Source organism: Nonomuraea sp. NPDC049625 (genome assembly GCF_040675285.1).
GTDB classification, from domain to species: Bacteria; Actinomycetota; Actinomycetes; order Streptosporangiales; family Streptosporangiaceae; genus Nonomuraea; species Nonomuraea angiospora_A.
Map to the genome: position 1 here is coordinate 12,809 of NZ_JBFAOQ010000041.1, position 20,257 is coordinate 33,065.

The window sequence follows — 20,257 nt, forward strand, 5'->3', positions numbered from 1 at the left end:
ACCGGCTGCGAAGCGGTCCCGTTCGCGCGCCTCAGCTGTTCCCTGAACGGCGTGTTCCCTTTCCCGGGCCGGACGGCTGCCGGCGCTCTGGCGCGGCAGGTCCGGTGTCGTCGCCGCGACGTGGCGCGTCGCGTGCCGATGTGCTGGAACGGCGGTCCGCGTGCCGCCAGTTCCCGCCCGGCAGGCCCGGTGCCGTCACTCTGGTGCGGTAGGTCGGCGGGGGCTGACTGGGAACACCGGCGCTGCGGCGCGGCAGGGGGCTGGCTGGGGACGTTCTCGCACCGGCGCGGCAGGCCGGCGGGGCGCTCACAGGTGCCGAGCGCCGACGGCACTGGCGCGCGTGGGTGGCGAGACCCCGCGCAAGCGGGCAGGTCTCATGACAGGCCTGGGCGGACGCGCCCACGCCCTGGCTCGCGCAGCGCGCCGCCACTGCAGGGCAGCGGCGTCGCACGAGCCCGCCGCCGACCCCGGTATCTGGGGTCGGCGGCTTTTTCATGCGCTGGCTGTGGAGGCCGTTCTTTTGCGCTGCCCGGGGGCCGGCGAAACCCCCATCCTGTACGGCGGAGCACGGGCGGCGCCACCCGCCGCACGTGGCTGAGCGCCTCCAGGGTGACGCCCGCTGACCCGCACGGGGCCGGCCGCCGTTACGGCGTGCTCTCAGCCGTCCAAGAGGGGCGGTGGGTCGTGGTCTGCGGAGTGGGTGATTGTCGGGATTACGGGCCGGTCGGAGGGCTCAGGGCAGGCGGACGCCGGTGCGACGCGCTATCTGGGCCTGCAGCCTGGCCATCTGCCAGTGCAGCTCCAGCAGCTGCTCGGCGAGCTGTATCCGGGGAATCTCGGCCACGTCCTCGGTGGCCAGGTGGTCGATCGCGGTCGAAAGCTCCACCATCGCGCGCTCCCACTCCATCAGCGTACCTCGGATCGAATTGACGTTCGAATCCTATCGGAACGGCAGGCTCGCTGTCAGTCATTTGCCACTGCAGTCGCGCGCGTTTCGCACACAACAGCGAAAAGCGTGGATGTCGGTGTTTGTGGCCGTAACCCGGCAGGGCATCGGGCCGGAGCGGGGGGAGGCTCCGAGCCGTGAGCGGCGGCCGTCGCGCCGTGAGAGAGGTCAGCCCTTGTTGTAGGCGGCGATGACTTCCTTCGGGTCGCCGTCCATCTTGATCTTGCCCTTGTGCAGCCAGATGACGCGGTTGCAGGTCTCCTCGATGACCTTGAGGTCGTGGGCCACGAGGAAGACCGTGCCGGCGGACTCGCGGATCTGGCGGATGCGCTCCTCGCTCTTCTTGCGGAACTCGCGGTCGCCCGTGGCCAGGGCCTCGTCGATGAGGAGGACGTCGTGGGTCTTGGCCGAGGAGATGGCGAAGCGGAGCCGGGCGCCCATGCCGGAGGAGTAGGTGGACATGGGGAGCTGGACGAACTCGTCGATGCCGGAGAAGTCGACGATCTCCTGGTACTTCTCGCGGACCTCGGCAGGCGTCATGCCCATGGCGTAACAGCCGAGCACGATGTTGCGCTCACCGGTGAGCTCGCGCATGAGAGCCGCGTTGACGCCGAGCAGCGAGGGCTGGCCGTCGGTGTAGACGGCGCCCTTGTGCGGCGGGAGGAGGCCCGCGATGGCCCGCAGCAGCGTGGACTTGCCCGAGCCGTTGCGGCCCACGATGCCGATGGCGTCGCCGTGGTAGGCCACGAAGGTCACGCCCTTGACCGCGTGGACCTCTTTCATCTGCGGGCGGCCCTGGCGCCTGAGGATGCGCGTGAGGGCGTTGACCGCGTTGCCCTTCTCGGCGTCGGAGGCCGCGCCGTAGACGCGGTAGACGATGTGGAGATCGTCGACGATGACGGTCGGAGTGCCCGTGGGGACGTCGAGTGGCCGCTTGCCCTGGGGCTCCGGATCTGGATGCACTCTCACATCCTTGCCGGGGACGGCGGGCTTCTCGCCCTTCACCTGTGACAGCTCCTTGGTAAGTTCAGCCACGCCCGTACCTCTCCTCGGACCGCCAGAAGTACCAGAAGCCGAAGCCGAGTGCGAACACCGCCCAGAATACGCAGGACGCCAGCACCATGGTGGGGGGGTGGTGGCCGAACTGCGGATTGTGGGTCGAGATGAGGATCTCGCGCATCCATTCGATGTAGGAAGCGGCGGGGTTCATGTACATCACATTGGCCACCCATTGGGGCAGCCCGGCGGAGCCGACGACCTTGTCCTGGATCGAGAAGAACACGCCGGAGGCGTAGAGCCAGGTGCGGGTGATGAACGGCAGCAACTGGTTGAGATCGCGCATCGAGGCGCCGAGCCGGGCGACGATCAGGCCGGCACCGATGTTGAACATCGTCTGGAGCAGCAGCACCACGGGGATCATGAGCCAGAACCAGTTGAGCCCCTCGCCGGTGAGCATCACGATGACGAGCAGGATGCCCATGGAGATGGCGAGCTGCTGGAGCTCCTGGATCGTGTAGGCCAGCGGCAGCGAGGCGCGGGGGAAGTGGAGCGCTCTGATGAGCGACAGGTTGCCCGAGATCGACTTGGCGCCCGCGGTGACCGTGCGCTGCGTGTAGGTGAAGACGAACATCCCGGTCAGCAGGAACGCCGTGTAGTTGGGGATGTTCTTGCTGCCACCGAGGATGAGGCCGAACATCAGGAAGTAGATGCCGGCGTTGAGCAGGGGGGTCAGCACCTGCCAGAGCTGGCCGAGAGCCGAGCTGGTGTACTTCGAGACGTTGCGCGAGGTCGCGTACGTCAGGATGAAGTGTCGCCGCTCCCAGAGCTGGCGCACGTAGACAGGGAACCTCGGCCGCGCGATGGCACGGCGAAGTCCGTATCTCTTGGCGAGCTTGGCCAGCGGCTCCTGCCCGCTTCGGCCGCCCGCCTGGGCGTCCGCGACAGCGGATTCCGGCTGGCTCATGGCAAGGACTCTATTGGATCCCGGTCGGTGGGGTGCCTGCCGCGCGGGTTGGCGGCAGCGTCAGTTGGACGGAGCCTCGGGACGCTCGGTTCCCAAGGTGCCGTCAAGACCTGCTCAACCGTAGCCCAGCGCGGCGCGGTGCGCTGGCAAGGGCGCGACCACTCTCATGTAGAGGGTAATTTTCATCGTCTGTTCACGTCCCGGCCGTACCGGTTACACGGGCTCTGTACGATTTGTTGCCTGTTGGGCTAAATGTCTGTGACGCTGGATTGGCACACGTGTGACCGAACTGCAACGCGCCAGAGACTCCCTGGTGGCAAGTAGTAAGGGATAGTCGCGATCGACTGGCAGGGCGTCGGCTGGTTTGACCATGTCAGCCAAACCCGGGGGGAAAACCAGGATCCCCCCGTCAGGCTGCTCACGATCACCGCAGCTCAGCGCTAACGCCCACCTGTAGAGGGAGGAATTCTTTCACCATGCGTGTTACTAAGGGCGCACAGATCGTCGCCGGTACCGCGCTGCTCGCCCTCGCGGTTGCCGCGTGTGGCGGTGGCGCCTCTGACAGTGGCGGCACTGCTGCCGGAGGCGGCGGGGAGACGCCGGTCCGCATGGAGATCGGCGAGCCCCAGGAGCTCCTGAACCCCCAGAACACGACCGAGACCGAGGGGTCCGAGGTCCTCGCCGCAGTGTTCTCCCCGCTGGTCCGCTACGACGAGAACAAGCAGCCGGTCGAGGAAGCCGCCGAGTCGATCACGACGTCGGACAGCAAGGTCTGGACGATCAAGCTCAAGTCCGGCTACACGTGGCACGACGGCACGCCGGTTACCGCCGCCGACTACGCTCGCGCGTGGAACTACGCGGCCCTGCAGGACAACGCCATGAGCTCGTCCTACTTCTTCGGGCGCGTCGACGGCTACGCCGACGTCCACCCGGGTGAGGGCAAGACGCCGACGGCCAAGGAGATGAAGGGTCTCAAGGTCGTCGACGACTCCACGCTCGAGGTGACGCTCTCGGCGCCGTTCTCGCAGTTCAAGACGATGCTGGGCTACACCGCGTTCTACCCGATGCCGAAGGCGGCCCTCGGTGCCGACGGCAAGGTGACGCAGACCTTCGGCGAGCAGCCGATCGGTCAGGGCCTGTTCAAGCTCGACAAGCCCTACAAGAAGGGCACCGACCAGACCATCGACCTGACGGTCTACGACAAGTTCCCGGGCGCCAAGCCGAAGAACTGGAAGAAGCTCCAGTTCAAGGTCTACACGAGCTCCGAGACCGCGTTCAACGACCTGCAGGCCGAGAACCTGGACATCCACGACTCGCTGCCGCCGTCGACGATCGCCACGGCCAAGTCCGTGCTCGGCGACCGCTACCACGACGAGCCCGACGCCGCCGTGGGTTACATCGGCGTCCCGCTGCAGTACAACCCCGAGTTCAAGGACCCGCAGGTCCGCAAGGCCATCTCGCTGGCCATCGACCGGAAGACCATCACCGAGACGGTCTTCTCCGGCACCCGCGCCCCCGCCGACGACTTCATCAACCCGGCCATCCCCGGTTACCGCCAGGGCGCCTGCGACGCGTGCACGTACAACCCGGCCGAGGCCAAGAAGCTGTACGACGCCGCCAAGGGCCCCAAGACCATCGAGCTGGGCTACAACGCCGACGGTGGCCACAAGGAGTGGATCGAGGCTGTCGCCAACAACCTCCGCGCCAACCTGGGCATCGAGGTCACGCCGAAGCCGTTCGAGAAGTTCCAGGGCATCCTGGACGCCCTGGACGCCAAGGAGTACAAGGGCCTCTTCCGTATGGGCTGGTCCATCGACTACCCGTCGGCCGAGAACTACCTGACCCCGATCTTCGGCACCGGCTCCATCGGCACCGGCTCGAACTACGGTGGCTACTCGAACAAGGAGTTCGACGAGCTGGTCTCCAAGGGTGACCAGGCCGCGGACGCCGCCGAGGGCCTGAAGTTCTACCAGCAGGCCGACGACATCCTCATCAAGGACCTTCCGTACATCCCGGTTTACTTCTACCGGAGCAACTTCGGGTACTCCTCGAAGGTGAAGAACGTCAAGCTCAACCTGCTCAACCAGGTTAACTGGGTCGACATCGAGAAGGCCTGACGTTCATTCGCGCGGTGGACGGCTCTTGCCGTCCACCCGCCGGAGGGCTGAGCTTGGAGGCAGCCACTCGAGCCGGGTGAACCACGGGCTCCGGGGGCTGCCTCCAAGTCATGTACCGGAGGGCTTGTATGGGCCGTTATGTCATCAGGCGCTTGATCCAGGCGATACCCGTCCTGCTCGGCGCCACGCTACTCATCTTCATGATTGTCTTCGCACTGCCAGGGGACCCCATCGCGGCGCTGTTCGGAGACAAGCGCCCGGACCCCGCGGTCGCCGAGGTCCTGCGCGAGCAGTATCACCTCAACGATCCGCTGCTGTTGCAGTACTGGTACTACATCAGCGGCGTGCTCTTCCGCGGTGACTTCGGCGTGAACTTCGCCGACGTCCCCGTGTCCCAGGTCATGGCCGGCAAGTTCCAGGTCACCCTGAACCTCGCGCTGACCGCCCTGGTGATGGAGGCGCTCATCGGCGTCGGCCTGGGCCTGTGGGCGGCGCTGCGCCGCGGCAAGGCCACCGACACCGCCATCCTGGCCTCCACGCTGCTGCTCATCTCGGTGCCCACGCTGGTCACCGGTTTCGTGCTGCAGCTGGTCCTGGGCGTCAAGCTCAAGCTGTGGACCGGGCTGGACATCTTCCCGGTGGCGGGCACGTTCGCGGGCTGGCGCAGCTATCTGCTGCCCGGCTTCGTGCTCGCGGGGACGTCGATCGCGTACCTGACCAGGCTCACCAGAACCAGCCTGGTGGAGACGCTCAGAGCGGACTACATCCGAACGGCCACGGCCAAGGGCCTGCCACGACGGCGCGTCATCGGCCGGCACGGGTTGCGTAACGCGCTGATCCCGCTGATCACCTATCTGGGCGCCGACCTCGGCAACCTGATGGGCGGCGCGGTGATCACCGAGACGATCTTCAATCTCCCGGGGATTGGAAATCAGCTGTTCCAGTCGGTTTACTTGCGAGAACAACCGGTTGTGGTGGGGATCATCACCGTCCTGGTGCTGATCTACATCCTGGCCAACCTGGTCGTCGACCTGCTATACGCCGTGCTCGACCCGAGGATCCGCTATGAGTAACCCAATCCCGCCGGTCGGGCCCGGGCTCCCGGAGACGCAGACACTGGTCACGGACACGGTTACCGACCCGGCGCCCACGCCACAGGGCAAGAAGGGCAAGGAAGGCAAGCCCGCGAGCTTGTGGAGCGACGCCTGGTACGACCTCAGGCGCCGGCCGATGTTCATCATCTCGGTGGTCATCATCCTGGTGCTGCTCGTCATGTCGTTCCTGCCGTCGCTGTTCACGGCGATCGACCCGTTCAACGCCAGGACCTGTGACCTGTCCACGGCCAGGCAGGCGCCCAGCGCCGGCCACCTGTTCGGCAAGGACAGCCTGGGGTGCGACGTCTACGCCAGGACGATCTACGGCGCCCGCAACTCGATCGTGATCGGCGTGTTCACCACGATCATCACCACGGTGGTCGGCGGTCTGCTCGGCCTGATCGCCGGTTTCCGGAGCGGCGTGGTCGACACGGTGTCCTCGCGGGTCACCGAGATCTTCTTCGCCATCCCCCCGATCCTGGGCGCGCTGCTCATCGCCGCCACCTTCCGCGGCCGGGCCAACAGCATCATGCTGGTCATCCTCGCGCTGGCGGTGCTCGGCTGGCCGATGACGTTCCGCATCATGCGGGCGGCCGTGATCACCGCGAAGAACCAGGACTTCGTGGTCGCGGCCAGGGCGCTGGGAGCGAGCGCGGGGCGGATCATGTTCCGTCACCTGCTGCCCAACTCGCTGGCGCCGGTCATCGTCGTGGCCACGATCAACCTGGGCGGCTTCATCGCCGCCGAGGCCGCGCTCTCGTTCCTGGGCGTGGGTGTCCAGTCGCCGGACATCTCATGGGGTCTGATGATCGCCGACGCGCGCATCAGGTTCTTGGAGGCGCCGCTGCCACTGGTGTTCCCGGCCGTGTTCCTCAGCATCACGGTGCTGGCGTTCATCATGATGGGCGACGCCGTACGCGACGCGCTCGACCCGAAGCTCAGGTAGAAGGGGGGATCAAGTGAAGAAGACGTCAACGGATGTGTTGCCCGCCGAGGGAGGGCTGGGCGACCAACCGCTGCTCGCGGTCGACAACCTGCACGTGGAGTTCCGTACGCGTGCCGGGGTCGTACGCGCGGTGAACGGCGTGAGCTACACGGTCAGCCCCGGTGAGACGCTCGCGGTGCTGGGCGAGTCGGGTTCGGGCAAGTCCGTGACCGCGCAGGCGATCATGGGCATTCTCGACATGCCGCCGGCGGTCATCCCCAAGGGGGAGATCCGCTTCAAGGGCACCGACCTGCTCAGGCTGTCGGAGGAGGCGCGCACGCAGGTGCGCGGCCAGCGCATCGCGATGATCTTCCAGGACGCGCTCTCCGCGCTCAACCCGGTGTTCACCGTGGGCTGGCAGATCAGCGAGATGTTCCGGGTGCACCGCGGCATGTCCAAGCGCGACGCCATGAAGAAGGCCGTCGAGCTGATGGACCGGGTCCGCATCCCGGCCGCCAGGCAGCGTGTGAACGACTATCCGCACCAGTTCTCCGGGGGCATGCGCCAGCGCATCATGATCGCGATGTCGATCGCGCTGGACCCCGAGGTGCTGATCGCGGACGAGCCGACCACGGCGCTCGACGTGACCGTCCAGGCCCAGATCATGGAGCTGCTGGCCGAGCTGCAGCGCGAGAGCCAGATGGGCCTGATCCTGATCACGCACGACCTCGGCGTCGTGGCCGACGTGGCCGACAAGATCGCCGTCATGTACGCGGGTCGCATCGTGGAGAAGGCCCCCGTGCACGACATCTACAAGGGCCCCGCGCATCCGTACACGAAGGGTCTGCTGGAGTCGATCCCCCGGGTCGACCTCAAGGGTCAGGACCTGTACGCGATCAAGGGCCTGCCGCCCAACCTGCTCGACCTGCCGTCCGGCTGCGCGTTCCACCCCCGGTGCCCCTACCGGCAGGACGACTGCGTGACCGACGCCCCCCCGCTCCACGAGATCAGCGGCACCCGAGGCAGCGCGTGCCACTACTGGAGGGAGGTCCTCGATGGCGATCGGTGAGCGCATCCTCGAGGTTCGGGACCTGGTCAAGCACTTCCCGCTGACCCAGGGCATCGTCTTCAAGCGGCAGATCGGCGCGATCAAGGCCGTCGACGGCGTGTCGTTCGACCTGCACAAGGGCGAGACGCTGGGCATCGTGGGCGAGTCGGGCTGCGGCAAGTCCACCCTCGCCAAGGTGCTGATGGCGCTGGAGCGGCCGACCTCGGGCTCGGTGCTGATCAACGGCCGTGACATCGGCAGGGCCAAGGGCGGCGAGCTCAAGCGGATGCGCCGCAACATCCAGATGGTGATGCAGGACCCGTACACCTCGCTGAACCCCCGGATGACCGTCGGCGACATCATCGGCGAGCCGTACGAGATCCACAGCGAGGCGGCGCCGCGCGGCGACCGCCGCAAGAAGGTGCAGGAGCTGCTGGAGGTCGTCGGGCTCAACCCCGACCACATCAACCGCTACCCGCACCAGTTCTCCGGTGGACAGCGGCAGCGCATCGGCATCGCCCGAGGGCTGGCGCTCCAGCCGGAGATCATCGTCTGCGACGAGCCGGTGTCGGCCCTGGACGTGTCCATCCAGGCGCAGGTGATCAACCTGCTCGAGCGGCTGCAGAACGAGTTCGACCTGGCGTACATCTTCATCGCCCACGACCTGTCGGTGGTGCGGCACATCTCCGACCGGGTGGGCGTGATGTACCTGGGCAAGTTCGTGGAGCTCGGGAAGGACACCGAGATCTACGACAAGCCCGCGCATCCCTACACGCAGGCGCTGCTCTCGGCGGTGCCGGTGCCCGACCCGGAGGGCCGGGAGCAGCGGGAGCGGATCATCCTGCAGGGCGACCCGCCGTCCCCGGCGAACCCGCCGTCGGGATGCCGGTTCCGTACGCGGTGCTGGAAGGCGCAGGAGATCTGCGCCGAGGAGGAGCCGCTGCTGCAGATCCGTCCGGGTACCGGGCACGAGAGCGCCTGTCACTTCGCGGAGACGCACGACGTGGTGCACGTAGGCTGACTCGCCTCCGAAGACCCTCCGGGGGAGCTCCCCGGAGGGTCTTCGCGTTTCTACGTGGTGACGATCAGCGCGGAGCCGTGGCCGAAGAGGCCCTGGTTGGCGGCGAGGCCGACGCGGGCGACAGGCACCTGGCGGTCGCCGGCCTCGCCCCGCAGCTGCGTGGTCAGCTCGCAGAGCTGGGCGATCGCCTGGGCCGGGATCGCCTCGCCGAAGGAGGCCAGGCCGCCCGAGGGGTTGACCGGGATCCGGCCGCCGAGCCCCGTCGCCCCGTCGTGCAGCAGCTTGGCCGCCTCCCCGGGCGGGCACAGGCCGACGTCCTCCATCCAGTCCAGTTCCAGGGCCGTCGAGAGGTCGTACACCTCCGCCAGTGAGACGTCCTCAGGTCCCACCCCTGCTTCCTCGTACGCCGCGTGCGCGATCGCCGCTCTGAAGGGCCTCTCAGGGGCCGGTACGGCGGTGCGGGAGTCGGTGGCGAAGTTCGGCAGCTCCAGGATCGTGCTGGGGAAGGTCGGGGTGACGGTGGAGACCGCGGCCAGGCGTACCGGAGCCCGCAGGCCCCGGCGGCGGGCGTAGGACTCCGAGGCCAGGACCACCGCCGCGCCTCCGTCCGAGGTGGCGCAGATGTCCATGAGGCGCAGCGGGTCGGCGACCAGCGGCGAGGCCAGCACCTCCTCGGCGGTGACGGGCTTGCGGTAGCGGGCCATGGGGTTGAGCGAGCCGGCCCGCGAGTTCTTGACCTTGACGGCGGCGAAGTCGGCAGGGGTCGAGCCGTGCACGGCCATGCGCCTGCGGGCGTAGAGGGCGAAGTAGGCGGGGTTGGTGGCGCCCAGCAGGCGGAAGCGGAGCCAGTCGGGGTCGTCGGGGCGGTCGCCGCCGACCGGTTTGAAGAAGCCCTTCGGGGTCGAGTCCGCCCCGACCACCAGCGCCACGTCGCACAGGCCCGCGAGGATGCGCGTGCGGGCGATGTCCACGGCCTGGGCGCCGGAGGCGCAGGCCGCGTAGCAGGAGGCGATCCTGGCGCCCGACCAGCCCAGCGCCTGCGCGTAGGAGGCGCCCGCGACGAAGCCCGGGTAGCCGTTCCTGATCGTGTCCGCCCCGACGACGAACTCCACGTCGGTCCACGCCACCCCGGCGTCCCGCAGGGCCGCGCGGGCGGCGGCGACGCCGTACTCCAGGAAGGGCCTGCCCCACTTGCCCCACGGATGCATCCCGACGCCCAGCACCACGACGCTCACAGCGCCTCCTTCGTCGGCGCTGTGCGCGAGACGCTGCTGTGCTTATTGGTTCGTTCGCTTCGCTCTCTCACGGCCCGCTCCCACATCCACATCAGCGGTCCGTCCGACAGCGGCCCGGAGGTGAGCTCCAGCTCCATGCCGACCTCCAGCTCGTTCACGGTGAGGCCCTTGACCTGCCCGAGCACCACGATCCCCACCTCGTCGAGCTCGACGGCGGCCAGCGTCACCGGCACGTATGGGTCCGCGGCGACGTAGGGGGCGGGGGGCGGGTAGACGGCGTTCGTGTACGACCACACCCGGCCGCGGCGGGGGAGGCGGGTCGTCTCCATCGAGGTGGCGTCGCAGCGGGGGTTGGGGCAGAGGCCGGGACGGGGCGGGAAGGTGACGGTGCCGCAGGTGGCGCAGCTGGTGCCCAGGAGGAAGACGCCGTCCTCGTCGATGGCGAACCAGCCCTCGATCGCTAACGTCATGCCGCCAGTATCGCACAAGCGCTTGCTAGGGTAACGACCCGCCGACGCCCCTTTGCCCGGACGGGTGCGCGGGCGGCCCGCCGACGTCCCTTCTGTCCCTTGGGAGAAGACCCGGGACTGGGGAGGGGGTCGGGGGAGGGGTCAGGAGCGGCGTTTGCGGTGGCGGACGAGGATGCGGGCCGACATCGCCGCGGCCAGCATCACCATGCCCGCCACCACCGGCCCCCGGGAGGCGGGCGGCGGGCCGTCGCCGAAGTACGGGCCGGGATGGGCGAGGCCGGCGCCGGGCGGGTCCAGGCGGGCGGCCTGCCGCAGGGCGAGCAGGGCGTTGGCCACCCCGTGCCCGTAGGCGGGGCTGTGGCCGTCGGCCGGCTGCAGCCTGGTGCCGAGCTCGATGGCCGTCCGTACGTGGTAGGGCGACATGTCGGGATACGCGGACTTGATCAGGGCCGCCACGCCCGCCACCATGGCCGCCGCCGAGCTGGTGCCGTCGCTCACCACGTACGAGTCGCGCGCGTCGGCCGTGACGATCTCCGTGCCCGGCGCGACCACCGACAGGTAGTCCTGCCTGTTGGAGAACGCGGCCACCCTGAGCTCCCGGTCCACCGCCCCCACGGCCATCACCCCGGGATAGGCGGCGGGGAAGTTCTTCCTGTTGGCCGTGCCGCCGTCGTTGCCCGACGAGGCCACCAGCACGGCGCCCCGCGCGATCGCGTACTGGATGGCCTCCTCCTCCGACGGCGAGCCCTCCCACGCGCCGCTGCCGCCGCCCAGCGACATGCTGATCACGCCGGCCCCGTGGTCGACCGCGTACCGGATGCCCTTGGCCAGCGCGTCGCGCCCGCCGGCGCGCTGCTGCTCGCGCAGCGGGTCGCCGTTCTCCAGCGTGACCCGGATGGACAGCACCCTGGCCGCGGGCGCCACCCCGATGACGCCGCCCTTGTGCTCGTCGCCGTGGCCGCGCCCGGCGATCAGGCTGGCCATGGCGGTCCCGTGCCGCCCCCAGAGGCCCTTGGCGGTGCCGGTCAGGTCGGGGCCCTGGATCACGGCGCCCTCCAGGTCGGGGTGGCGGCCGTTCACGCCGGTGTCGAGCACGGCGACGATCACGCCCTCGCCCCTGCTCGACCGCCACGCCTCGGGCAGCCGCATCGCGGCGAGTTGCCACTGTCCCGCCCGGGCGGCCTCGCCCACGTCGTCGGTGGCGCTCGCCGGAACGGTTCCCACCACCAGCGCGGTGACGAGGAAGGCGACGGCGAGCCTGCTCATCGGGTGAGCGTCCGGTGCAACTCGGTGGCGAGCTGCCGCGCCGTGGCGCGCAGCCGGGGTGCGAGGCGGTCACCCGGCTGGTACGGCCGGCCGTCGGCGTACCCGGCGGCCGTCGCCACCACGTAGCGCTCGTCGGACCTGAGCACCACCCCGGTGAAGTACTGCCGCTCGCCGAAGCGCTCGGCCGGCCCTCGGGGAAAGGCCACCGGCCGCACGGTCGCGGGCCGTCCCACGCGGAAGTAGTCGCGTCCGGGCGTGTCGAGCACGGCGATGCCCACGGTGGCGACGAACGTCTGCGTGCTGTCGGCGTACGTGGCGCGCAGGGCCACGCGGCAGCCGCGCCGGACGGCGGCGGGCTGGAACGCCGTCCGGCAGGGCGCCTCGGGGGCGACCCCGGCCAGCTCGTACGTGACCCGCGCCCCCGACGGGCTGACCCCGGGCAGGGTCGCGGGGAAGATCTGCGCGACGGGCCACGCGTGCCAGCGCTCTGACACGGGCGGCTCCGGCGCGGGCCAGAGCGCGGACATTATGGAGAGCAGCACGATGGACAGCTGGTACAACGTCGACCTCTGGAGGGGAGGGGAGGGACGCCCGCGCGTTGCATTCTGACACGCGCCCGCTGATTCTTTCCGACGCTTCGGTAAACAGACTGATACGCGGAGTAATTCCGATCTGTGCGCCTTCGTCCTATGGAGTAGGGGAGAGTCGGACATGCGCGCCAGGTGGGAGCCCCAGCCGCTGCGCTGCGTCACCGGAATTGACCGCGATCGCGATCAGCCCCGCCGAGTCCGCGAACGCCACCAGCTCCCCCGGCGGCACCGCCGCGAACGTCTCCCGGTAGGGCAGCGAGAGCTGCCGCCGGCCCAGCCAGACCCCCAGGGTGTCGCCCACCCGCACGCCCAGCGCGTGCAGGTCGCCGACCGCGATCGACAGCTGGGTGTTGCCGTAGCGGTCGACCGAGACGACCTCGCCCTCCACCGAGCCCTCGCGCAGCAGCGTGGTCGGCGCCGGCAGCGTCACCAGCCTGCCGATCGGCACCTCGGGCCCCAGGTCCGACGGTCTCAGCCCGCCGCACAGCCGCCCCGCGACCGGCGAGAAGACGTCGCGCCCGTGGAAGGTGGGGGAGACCGGCCGCAGGAAGTGCTCCTCGTTGCTGATCGCGTAGGCGGCCTCGGCGCCGCCGCTGGCGTGCACGGCCCACGACAGCAGCCCGTTGTCGGGTCCGATGAACACCCGCCCGCCCGCCTCGACGGCCACCGCCCGCCGGGCGCCGCCCGCGCTGGGATCGACCGCGCCGATATGGATGCCCGCGGGAAGGTACGGAATGGTCTGGGCGAGAATCGCCGCGCCACGCCGTACGTCACCCGAGGGGATCAGGTGGCACACGTCGATCACCCGCGCCTGGGGGGCGATTCCGGCGATCACTCCGTGACACGCCGCCACATAGCCGTCTTCGAGTCCGTAGTCGGTGAGGAGCGTGATTACTGAGGTCACATTTCGTGACTGTACGTCTCTCAATACGTCGTGAACAGCCGCACTTCGCACATTACGATTGGCCACGGGCCGCGTGCGTGCGGAGTCGTCGCGCGCACCTTTCCCGAGGAGGACACCATGGGAGCACCGCTCAGCGGTGACAATGCTGCCCAGGAGACGTCCGGCCAACCCCTCTCAGAACGCGATCTCGAACTCCTCGCCTTCGAACGCCAATGGTGGCGCTACGCGGGCGCGAAGGAGCAGGCCATCAAGGAGAGCTTCGGGTTCTCCGCCACGCGCTACTACCAGTTGCTCGGTGAGCTTATCGACCGGCCGGAGGCGCTGGAGCACGATCCCATGCTGGTCAAGCGGCTGCGCAGGTTACGGTCCACCCGCCAGCGTGACCGCGCCGCCAGGAGACTCGGCATGCGTCCCTGACCGGCTGGGTACGGCAGCCGCGTGAGGAACATCCCTGGAATGAAAGCGATCTTGGACGACCCGGCGGGCGCCGTGATCGGGCTCGACTTCGACGGAACCCTGTCGCCGATCGTGCCCGATCCCGCCGAGGCCGTGATCCATCCGAAGGCGCCGGAGGTGCTGGCCGAGCTCGGCGCCCACGTCCTGGCGGTGGCCATCGTGACCGGCCGGCCGCCGGCCACCGCGCTGGAGCTCGGGCCGGGCCTGGCCGACGTGCCCCGGCTGGTCGTGCTCGGGCACTACGGCTTCGAGCGCTGGGAGGCCGGGCAGATCTCCGGGCCCCCGCCGCCTCCGGGCGTGCTCGAGGCCGAGGCCGAGCTGCAGCTGCTGCTCGAGTCGCTGGGCCTGCGAGACGTCACCATCGAGGACAAGGGCCGGGCCGTGGCCGTGCACACCAGGCGCAGCTCCGACCCGGAGGGCGCGCTGGCCAGGCTGCGCGAGCCGCTGGCCGAGCTGGCCGCCAAGCGCGGCCTGGTGGTCGAGCCAGGCCGCTTCGTGCTGGAGCTGCGGCCGCCGGGCATGGACAAGGGGCAGGCGCTCAGCCTGTTCCTGGCCGAGCGGGCCGCCAGGTCCGTCATGTTCGTGGGCGACGATCTCGGCGACCTGGCCGCGTTCGAGGCCGTACGCCTCTCGGGGCTGCCCGGCGTGACCGTGTGCAGCGGCTCCGCGGAGGTCACCGAGCTGGCCGAGCGGGCCGACATCGTGGTGGACGGGCCCGACGGCGTCGTCGCGCTGCTGGAGGAGCTTGTGGCGGCTTTCAGCCGTTCGTGATTGAGCTGCAAGTCGCGCTCCCTAGGGTCGGGCGCATGCACAAGCGACACCTCGCCGCCGTGGCCGTGGCCGCGGCCACCCTCCTCGCGACCTCCCTGCCCGCCCACGCCGCGCCCGCCCAGGCGGTCAAGCTGCGCAAGGGCCTGACCCTGTACATCCCGATCAAGTGGGTGGTCCACCGCTTCGGCGACGATGTCCAGATCGTGACCGGCAAGTGCGGCAAGCCCATGGGCTGGGGGACGCCCGAATGCGACGCCTTCTACGTCCTCGGCCCCTCGTCCATCAAGCGCGGCGCCGAGGGGTTCGGCCCGTACACCGGCAAGCGGCCCTTCTACACGGCGAGCGACGTGCAGCCGTGCCCGTTCAACCGGAAGTGGGGCGAGGCCATCGGCCCGAAGGTCACCAGGGGCCTGCGCCAGGTCGGCGCGGGGCACAAGGCCGCCTACAACGCGTGGAAGTCGGAGTGCGTCAAGTATTCGGGCTCGACCACGAAGGTGCTGCTCCGCTTCACGCAGCGCGAGTGGTACCTGCCGCAGAGCAAGATCCTCATCGTGGACCAGTGGAACACGCCGGGGCTGGCCGACACGCTCAAGCACGCCGACTGGACCTGACCGGGCTCAGATCTCGGCCAGCGCGTCGAGCTGGGCCGCGAGCCACTTCTGCGGGGGCAGGGCGGTGGCCGCGGCGTGCAGCTTGTCGCGCCGCATGCGGCGCTCGTCCTCCGGCATGACGAGCGCGGCGTGCAGCGCGGCGGCCGTGCCGCTGATGTCGTACGGGTTCACCACGAGCGCGTGCGGGCCCAGCTCGGCCGCCGCCCCCGCCTCACGCGAGAGGACGAGCGCGCACCTCGTGGACAGGATCGGGCCCTCCTTGGCGACCAGGTTCATCCCGTCGCGGATGGGGTTGACCAGCAGCACGTCGGCCATCCGGTACGCGGCCAGCGAACGCGGGTAGTCGTCGTTGACGTTGAGGATCAGCGGGTCCCAGTCCTCGGTGCCGTACTCGTCCTCGATCTCCTGCGCGCAGCGCAGCACCGACGCGGTGTATTCGCGGTATTCGGGCAGGTCGTGCCGGCTCGGGTAGGCGAACGCCAGGTGCACCACCTTGCCGTGCCACTCCGGGTGCGCGGCGAGGAACTCGCGGTAGGCCACCAGGCCGCGCACGATGTTCTTCGACAGCTCGGTGCGGTCGATGCGGACGATCAGCCGGCGGTCGCCCACCTGCTCCCTGAGCGCGGTCATGTGCGACTCGACGTCGGGCTCGACGGCGCGCTCCCACAGCGCGGCGCCGTCCACGCCGAGGCTGTGCACGCCGATGCGGGTGGTCCGGCCCTCGTGGGTGACGCTGCGGCCCACGCGGTCGACCTCCGCGCCCAGCAGCGCCTCGCAGCAGTCCATGAACGCCTGCGCCCACCTGTCGGCCAGGAACCCGGCGTGATCGGCCCCCAGGATGCCCTCCAGGACCTCTCCGACCACCTCGTCGGGCAGCAGCGAGAAGTATTCGGGGGGCGCCCACGGGGTGTGGCTGAAGTGGGCGATGCGCAGGTCCGGCCGCTCGGCGCGGAGCATCGCCGGGGTCAGCGTCAGGTGGTAGTCCTGCACCATGACGCGGGCGCCGTGGCCGGCCTCCTCGGCCAGCGCCAGCGCGAACGCGCCGTTGTAGTCGCGGTAGGACTCCCACTCGCGCTCGAACCTCGTGCCGAAGTTGGGTGAGTTGGGGATGTCGTAGAGCAGGTGGTTGACGAACCACAGGGTGGAGTTGGCCACGGCGTTGTAGGCGCGGTGGAAGGTGGCGGGCGGGATGTCGAGCATGCGCACCGGACCCGTGTCGTAGCCGGCGTGGTCGATCCGGCCGCCGGGCACCAGGCGCACGGCGCTGCGGTCGCCGTCGGACAGCGCCGCGCACACCCACAGCATGCCGTCCTTCCTGGCCACCTCGGACAGTGCCGAAACCAGGCCGCCGCCACCGCGTTTCATGGTCAGCTCGCCGTCGTCCGAGACGGTAAAGGAAACGGGTCCTCTGTTGGAGGCCACCAGGACGCTGTTCATCTACGCTCCCTTCGCCCATAGGATCCCAGCTATGGCGCTAGATGAGCTAACCGAGGAACTCGCCCGCTCGGCCGCAGGAGGAGATCATCGCGCACTTGGCGAGCTCCTGGCGCGGATCGAGCCCGATGTGATGCGACACTGCGCCCGGATCCTCCCCTATCACCAGGATGCCGAGGAAGCCTCGCAGGACACGTTGCTGGCCGTGGCGCGCAACATCGGCCGGTTCGAGGGCCGGGCGCGGTTCAGCACCTGGCTGCACATCGTGACGGCCAACTGCGCGCGCACCACGTACAGGTCGCTCAAACGCCGCGCGGCCGAGCAGACCTCGGACGAGCTGCCCACGCAGAAGCCCGACGTGGCGCGGGTGAGCGTGATCGCGGGCTCGCGCCTCGACCTGCTCGACGCCATGGAGGCGCTGGAGGCCGACAAGCCCGACCTGGCGCAGGCGCTGGTGCTGCGCGACATCGTCCAGCTCGACTACAACGAGGTGGCCGAGCAGCTCGGCATCCCCCTGGGCACCGCCAAGTCGCGCATTCACCAGGCGCGCAAATACGTGCAGGGAGTGCTGGGTGATGATTATCGCTGAGACGCCACGTCTCGCATCTTGAGACGGGTGGCCATTTGGGCCCCATGGACGGGTAGAGTCCTTTTCAACAACTGAATATTGCTCATCCAGAGGGGTGGAGGGACCGGCCCTGCGAAGCCCCGGCAACCCTCCCGGTTTGAGACTCGCGACAGGGCGAGGCCGACCGGGACAAGGTGCCAATTCCGGTCTGCGGTCAAGGTGGCCGCAGGCGAAGATGAGGGAAGGCCTCGCTTCATGTCGCTCGACTTTGGTCCTGCTGTCGGTCTGTCCTGCCGTGAGTGCGGCACGCGCTACCCGCTCGGTCCGAGCTTCGCGTGTCTGGAGTGTTTCGGGCCGCTCGAAGCGGCCTATTCCTTCGGTACCGTGACCCGCTCCGACATCGAGTCGGGCCCCGCCAACATCTGGCGTTACCGGTCGCTGCTCCCGGTGCCGGTTGACGTCGCCAGTAAGCCCAATATGAACCCCGGCTGGACCAAACTGGTCAAGGCCGGAAACCTCGGACGCGCACTCGGTCTCAAGAACCTGTACGTGAAGGACGACTCGGGCAACCCCACCCATTCCTTCAAGGACCGGGTCGTCGCCATCGCCGTCGAGGCGGCGCGTAACTTCGGCTTCCACACCCTTTCCTGCTCCTCCACGGGCAACCTCGCGGGCGCGGTCACCGCGGCGGCGGCGCGCGCCGGGCTCGAGGCGTGCGTGTTCATCCCGGCCAACCTCGAAGCGGCCAAGATCGCCATGGCTCGCGTGTTCGGCGGCAAGCTGATCGGGATCGACGGCACCTATGACGAGGTCAACCGGTTCTGCTCCGAGCTGATCGGCGACCCGCTGGGTGACAAGTGGGGGTTCGTCAACGTCAACCTGCGGCCCTACTACGCCGAGGGCTCCAAGACGCTCGCGTACGAGATCGCCGAGCAGCTCGGGTGGCGGTTGCCCGAGCAGATCGTCATCCCCATCGCCTCCGGCTCGCAGCTCACCAAGATCGACAAGGGCTTCCGCGAGCTGGTGCAGCTGGGGCTGGTCGAGGACACGCCGTACAAGATCTTCGGGGCGCAGGCGGCCGGGTGCTCGCCGGTCTCCACCGCGTACAAGGCGGGGCACGACGTCGTGCAGCCGGTCAAGCCCGACACCATCGCCAAGTCGCTGGCCATCGGCAACCCGGCCGACGGGCCGTACGTGCTCGACATCGCCCGGCGCACCGGCGGGGCCGTCGAGGACGTCACGGACGCCGAGATCGTGGCCGCGATCAAGCTCCTGGCCTCGACGGAGGGCGTCTTCGCCGAGACCGCGGGAGGGGTGACCGTGGGCGTGCTGAAGAAGCTCGCCGAGAGCGGGCGGCTCGACCCCGAGGCCGAGACCGTGGTCCTCAACACCGGCGACGGGCTCAAGACGCTCGACGCGATCAGCGACGACGCCCAGCCCACGGCCGTGATCCGGCCCTCCCTCGACGCGTTCCGCGCGACTGTCTGACAACCAGGAAAGGCGAGTTAAACCATGAGCGTTTCGGTGCGGATTCCCACCATTCTGCGCACCTACACCGGGGGCAACGCCGAAGTCAGTGGCGAGGGCGCGACTCTTCGTGACGTGCTTGCCAAGCTCGACTCCGACTACCCGGGGATCGGCGCGAGAATTCTGGATGAATCGGGCAAGATTCGTCGTTTTGTCAACGTTTACGTTGGGGAAGAGGACGTCCGTTTCGCCGACGGGCTCGACACTCCGGCACCTGAAGGCACTCAGATCTCAATCATCCCGGCGGTTGCCGGCGGCTGAGTGCTATAGATCACACGTGTGGAAGGCGCCCCTAGTGGGCGCCTTCTCCATTTCCAGGGCAAATGAAACGCTGAAGCGCCTTCGTTGCGAAGAAATGCGTCGTTTGCAGATTGACTCTGTTGCCAAACCCCGTGCCACAGGTATGGTCGAGGGCGATCGTCTGGCTGATTTTCCCTTAAGTCCGGCGATTACGGGTCTCGCGGAGGAATGGGCGAGATCTGAAAGCCCAGTAAGAGGAGTCGGAAGTGGCGCAGGGCACCGTCAAGTGGTTCAACGCGGACAAGGGCTACGGCTTCATCGCGGTAGACGGTGGTAAGGATGTATTCGTCCATTACTCAGCGATCATGATGGACGGGTACCGATCTCTCGAACAGGGCCAGCGGGTCGAGTTCGAGATCACGCAGGGCCAGAAGGGACCTCAAGCGGAGTCCGTCCGCGCGGTCTGATACACCCCCCTGGTATGCACCGGCGGGGATCGCCCGGCAGCGCAGTCCGTGCGAACCCGCCACCTTTCTTTCGTCGACTCGGTCACGGCGAGCCGCGCGAGGCGGCTCGCCGTGCGTATGGATCCCGCCACCTGCGGTGGCCTGGACGCGGCTCGTCGCAGGTGCGGGGTCCTGCCGCCGGCGATGGACGGCTCTGCCGTACAGGCTGATATGGGGAGGAAAGGCCCGGTAGGAGGCTTCTCGCTTGCACTCGACAGGGTAGAGTGCTAAACAGTTCGTTGGCACTCTGTGCAGCAGAGTGCCAACACTCGGATCGGGACGATGGGGTCTGCCGCAGGAGATGCTGACCCATGCCGTCGCGGGCGTCGGCTCGGTCCACGACAAGCCACCCTGCATCTGGGAGGTCTAGCCTTATGGCAGCCAAGATGATCGCGTTTGACGAGGACGCCCGGCGCGGTCTCGAGCGCGGTATGAACCAGCTCGCCGACGCCGTCAAGGTGACCTTGGGTCCCAAGGGCCGCAACGTCGTGCTGGAGAAGAAGTGGGGCGCCCCCACGATCACCAACGACGGTGTCTCCATCGCCAAGGAGATCGAGCTCGAGGA

22 protein-coding genes and 1 riboswitch are annotated in these 20,257 nt (G+C 68.8%); of the genes, 13 read left to right on the forward strand and 9 right to left on the reverse strand.

What is annotated here, in order from left to right:
* Nucleotides 1-733: 733 nt before the first annotated feature.
* The 3 genes from AB0J87_RS63520 to AB0J87_RS63530 form a co-directional block, all read right to left on the reverse strand.
* Complete coding sequence (locus AB0J87_RS63520) at nucleotides 734-907, reverse strand: hypothetical protein (RefSeq protein WP_192788369.1); 174 nt, start codon at nucleotides 905-907, stop codon at nucleotides 734-736.
* Between the two features lie 207 nt (nucleotides 908-1,114).
* Nucleotides 1,115-1,981: an ABC transporter ATP-binding protein gene (locus tag AB0J87_RS63525; RefSeq protein WP_363985637.1), complete on the reverse strand. Its 867-nt coding sequence runs from the start codon at nucleotides 1,979-1,981 to the stop codon at nucleotides 1,115-1,117.
* Entirely contained in the window at nucleotides 1,974-2,909 is a 936-nt protein-coding gene (locus AB0J87_RS63530) for an ABC transporter permease (RefSeq protein ID WP_363985639.1), read from the reverse strand. The genes AB0J87_RS63525 and AB0J87_RS63530 overlap by 8 nt, the downstream gene beginning before the upstream one ends.
* A gap of 476 nt (nucleotides 2,910-3,385) precedes the next feature.
* On the opposite strand from AB0J87_RS63530, the gene AB0J87_RS63535 reads away from it, so the two are divergent.
* The 5 genes from AB0J87_RS63535 to AB0J87_RS63555 all read left to right on the forward strand — a co-directional run bounded on the left by AB0J87_RS63535 (nucleotide 3,386) and on the right by AB0J87_RS63555 (nucleotide 9,114).
* Nucleotides 3,386-5,026: an ABC transporter substrate-binding protein gene (locus tag AB0J87_RS63535; RefSeq protein ID WP_363985641.1), complete on the forward strand. Its 1,641-nt coding sequence runs from the start codon at nucleotides 3,386-3,388 to the stop codon at nucleotides 5,024-5,026.
* 128 nt (nucleotides 5,027-5,154) lie between these two features.
* On the forward strand, nucleotides 5,155-6,099 hold the full coding sequence (locus tag AB0J87_RS63540) for an ABC transporter permease (protein ID WP_350742580.1): 945 nt from the start codon (nucleotides 5,155-5,157) through the stop codon (nucleotides 6,097-6,099).
* Nucleotides 6,092-7,066, forward strand: coding sequence for an ABC transporter permease (locus tag AB0J87_RS63545; RefSeq protein ID WP_350742582.1), 975 nt, complete (start codon nucleotides 6,092-6,094; stop codon nucleotides 7,064-7,066). The genes AB0J87_RS63540 and AB0J87_RS63545 overlap by 8 nt, the downstream gene beginning before the upstream one ends.
* Nucleotides 7,067-7,079: 13 nt before the next feature.
* Complete coding sequence (locus AB0J87_RS63550; protein ID WP_350742584.1) at nucleotides 7,080-8,114, forward strand: ABC transporter ATP-binding protein; 1,035 nt, start codon at nucleotides 7,080-7,082, stop codon at nucleotides 8,112-8,114.
* Nucleotides 8,101-9,114: a dipeptide ABC transporter ATP-binding protein gene (locus AB0J87_RS63555; RefSeq protein ID WP_350742586.1), complete on the forward strand. Its 1,014-nt coding sequence runs from the start codon at nucleotides 8,101-8,103 to the stop codon at nucleotides 9,112-9,114. The genes AB0J87_RS63550 and AB0J87_RS63555 overlap by 14 nt, the downstream gene beginning before the upstream one ends.
* Nucleotides 9,115-9,164: 50 nt before the next feature.
* Here the strand turns inward: AB0J87_RS63555 and AB0J87_RS63560 are convergent, their stop codons facing one another.
* The 5 genes from AB0J87_RS63560 to AB0J87_RS63580 form a co-directional block, all read right to left on the reverse strand.
* Nucleotides 9,165-10,349: a lipid-transfer protein gene (locus AB0J87_RS63560; RefSeq protein WP_363985644.1), complete on the reverse strand. Its 1,185-nt coding sequence runs from the start codon at nucleotides 10,347-10,349 to the stop codon at nucleotides 9,165-9,167.
* Entirely contained in the window at nucleotides 10,346-10,819 is a 474-nt protein-coding gene (locus AB0J87_RS63565; protein ID WP_363985646.1) for an OB-fold domain-containing protein, read from the reverse strand. The genes AB0J87_RS63560 and AB0J87_RS63565 overlap by 4 nt, the downstream gene beginning before the upstream one ends.
* Before the next feature lie 141 nt (nucleotides 10,820-10,960).
* The gene (locus tag AB0J87_RS63570; protein WP_363985648.1) at nucleotides 10,961-12,085 is read right to left on the reverse strand and encodes a S8 family serine peptidase; all 1,125 of its coding nucleotides are present in this window, start codon (nucleotides 12,083-12,085) and stop codon (nucleotides 10,961-10,963) included.
* Entirely contained in the window at nucleotides 12,082-12,645 is a 564-nt protein-coding gene (locus tag AB0J87_RS63575; protein ID WP_363985650.1) for a hypothetical protein, read from the reverse strand. Before AB0J87_RS63575 ends, AB0J87_RS63570 begins: the two co-directional genes overlap by 4 nt.
* A 127-nt stretch (nucleotides 12,646-12,772) precedes the next feature.
* Nucleotides 12,773-13,579, reverse strand: a complete 807-nt coding sequence (locus AB0J87_RS63580; RefSeq protein ID WP_350742596.1) for an SAM-dependent chlorinase/fluorinase — start codon at nucleotides 13,577-13,579, stop codon at nucleotides 12,773-12,775.
* A gap of 117 nt (nucleotides 13,580-13,696) precedes the next feature.
* Here AB0J87_RS63580 and AB0J87_RS63585 point away from each other — a divergent pair, with 117 nt between their 5' ends.
* Genes AB0J87_RS63585 through AB0J87_RS63595 form a run of 3 tightly spaced genes read left to right on the forward strand, consistent with a single transcriptional unit; the run spans nucleotide 13,697 to nucleotide 15,417 of the window.
* On the forward strand, nucleotides 13,697-13,996 hold the full coding sequence (locus AB0J87_RS63585) for a DUF3263 domain-containing protein (protein WP_350742598.1): 300 nt from the start codon (nucleotides 13,697-13,699) through the stop codon (nucleotides 13,994-13,996).
* Nucleotides 13,997-14,035: 39 nt separating this feature from the next.
* Nucleotides 14,036-14,806: a trehalose-phosphatase gene (otsB, locus tag AB0J87_RS63590; protein WP_363985653.1), complete on the forward strand. Its 771-nt coding sequence runs from the start codon at nucleotides 14,036-14,038 to the stop codon at nucleotides 14,804-14,806.
* A 35-nt stretch (nucleotides 14,807-14,841) separates the two neighbouring features.
* Nucleotides 14,842-15,417 carry a hypothetical protein gene (locus AB0J87_RS63595; RefSeq protein ID WP_350742601.1) on the forward strand — a complete coding sequence of 192 codons (576 nt, stop codon included), beginning with the start codon at nucleotides 14,842-14,844 and terminating at the stop codon, nucleotides 15,415-15,417.
* A gap of 6 nt (nucleotides 15,418-15,423) precedes the next feature.
* Here the strand turns inward: AB0J87_RS63595 and AB0J87_RS63600 are convergent, their stop codons facing one another.
* Nucleotides 15,424-16,854: a trehalose-6-phosphate synthase gene (locus AB0J87_RS63600; RefSeq protein ID WP_363985655.1), complete on the reverse strand. Its 1,431-nt coding sequence runs from the start codon at nucleotides 16,852-16,854 to the stop codon at nucleotides 15,424-15,426.
* A 31-nt stretch (nucleotides 16,855-16,885) separates the two neighbouring features.
* On the opposite strand from AB0J87_RS63600, the gene AB0J87_RS63605 reads away from it, so the two are divergent.
* From AB0J87_RS63605 to AB0J87_RS63625, 5 genes are all read left to right on the forward strand, one after another.
* On the forward strand, nucleotides 16,886-17,440 hold the full coding sequence (locus AB0J87_RS63605) for an RNA polymerase sigma factor (RefSeq protein ID WP_319719563.1): 555 nt from the start codon (nucleotides 16,886-16,888) through the stop codon (nucleotides 17,438-17,440).
* A gap of 79 nt (nucleotides 17,441-17,519) precedes the next feature.
* A riboswitch (SAM riboswitch) is annotated at nucleotides 17,520-17,661 on the forward strand.
* A 13-nt stretch (nucleotides 17,662-17,674) separates the two neighbouring features.
* Nucleotides 17,675-18,907, forward strand: a complete 1,233-nt coding sequence (thrC, locus tag AB0J87_RS63610) for a threonine synthase (protein ID WP_350742605.1) — start codon at nucleotides 17,675-17,677, stop codon at nucleotides 18,905-18,907.
* Nucleotides 18,908-18,931: 24 nt separating this feature from the next.
* The gene (locus AB0J87_RS63615) at nucleotides 18,932-19,207 is read left to right on the forward strand and encodes a MoaD/ThiS family protein (RefSeq protein WP_185068974.1); all 276 of its coding nucleotides are present in this window, start codon (nucleotides 18,932-18,934) and stop codon (nucleotides 19,205-19,207) included.
* A 245-nt stretch (nucleotides 19,208-19,452) separates the two neighbouring features.
* Entirely contained in the window at nucleotides 19,453-19,653 is a 201-nt protein-coding gene (locus tag AB0J87_RS63620) for a cold-shock protein (protein ID WP_068927743.1), read from the forward strand.
* A gap of 413 nt (nucleotides 19,654-20,066) precedes the next feature.
* Nucleotides 20,067-20,257 (forward strand): TCP-1/cpn60 chaperonin family protein (locus AB0J87_RS63625; RefSeq protein ID WP_363985658.1); only part of this gene is annotated, 191 nt, incomplete at its 3' end.

What these genes read in the sequence shown, in the direction of transcription:
- AB0J87_RS63520 (WP_192788369.1), bottom strand. Translation starts at nt 907, where the DNA reads ATGGAGTGGGAGCGCGCGATGGTGGAGCTTTCGACCGCGATCGACCAC.
- AB0J87_RS63530 (WP_363985639.1), bottom strand. Translation starts at nt 2,909, where the DNA reads ATGAGCCAGCCGGAATCCGCTGTCGCGGACGCCCAGGCGGGCGGCCGA.
- AB0J87_RS63535 (WP_363985641.1), top strand. Translation starts at nt 3,386, where the DNA reads ATGCGTGTTACTAAGGGCGCACAGATCGTCGCCGGTACCGCGCTGCTC.
- AB0J87_RS63540 (WP_350742580.1), top strand. Translation starts at nt 5,155, where the DNA reads ATGGGCCGTTATGTCATCAGGCGCTTGATCCAGGCGATACCCGTCCTG.
- AB0J87_RS63545 (WP_350742582.1), top strand. Translation starts at nt 6,092, where the DNA reads ATGAGTAACCCAATCCCGCCGGTCGGGCCCGGGCTCCCGGAGACGCAG.
- AB0J87_RS63555 (WP_350742586.1), top strand. Translation starts at nt 8,101, where the DNA reads ATGGCGATCGGTGAGCGCATCCTCGAGGTTCGGGACCTGGTCAAGCAC.
- AB0J87_RS63565 (WP_363985646.1), bottom strand. Translation starts at nt 10,819, where the DNA reads ATGACGTTAGCGATCGAGGGCTGGTTCGCCATCGACGAGGACGGCGTC.
- AB0J87_RS63570 (WP_363985648.1), bottom strand. Translation starts at nt 12,085, where the DNA reads ATGAGCAGGCTCGCCGTCGCCTTCCTCGTCACCGCGCTGGTGGTGGGA.
- AB0J87_RS63585 (WP_350742598.1), top strand. Translation starts at nt 13,697, where the DNA reads ATGGGAGCACCGCTCAGCGGTGACAATGCTGCCCAGGAGACGTCCGGC.
- otsB (WP_363985653.1), top strand. Translation starts at nt 14,036, where the DNA reads ATGAAAGCGATCTTGGACGACCCGGCGGGCGCCGTGATCGGGCTCGAC.
- AB0J87_RS63595 (WP_350742601.1), top strand. Translation starts at nt 14,842, where the DNA reads ATGCACAAGCGACACCTCGCCGCCGTGGCCGTGGCCGCGGCCACCCTC.
- AB0J87_RS63600 (WP_363985655.1), bottom strand. Translation starts at nt 16,854, where the DNA reads ATGAACAGCGTCCTGGTGGCCTCCAACAGAGGACCCGTTTCCTTTACC.
- AB0J87_RS63605 (WP_319719563.1), top strand. Translation starts at nt 16,886, where the DNA reads ATGGCGCTAGATGAGCTAACCGAGGAACTCGCCCGCTCGGCCGCAGGA.
- thrC (WP_350742605.1), top strand. Translation starts at nt 17,675, where the DNA reads ATGTCGCTCGACTTTGGTCCTGCTGTCGGTCTGTCCTGCCGTGAGTGC.
- AB0J87_RS63615 (WP_185068974.1), top strand. Translation starts at nt 18,932, where the DNA reads ATGAGCGTTTCGGTGCGGATTCCCACCATTCTGCGCACCTACACCGGG.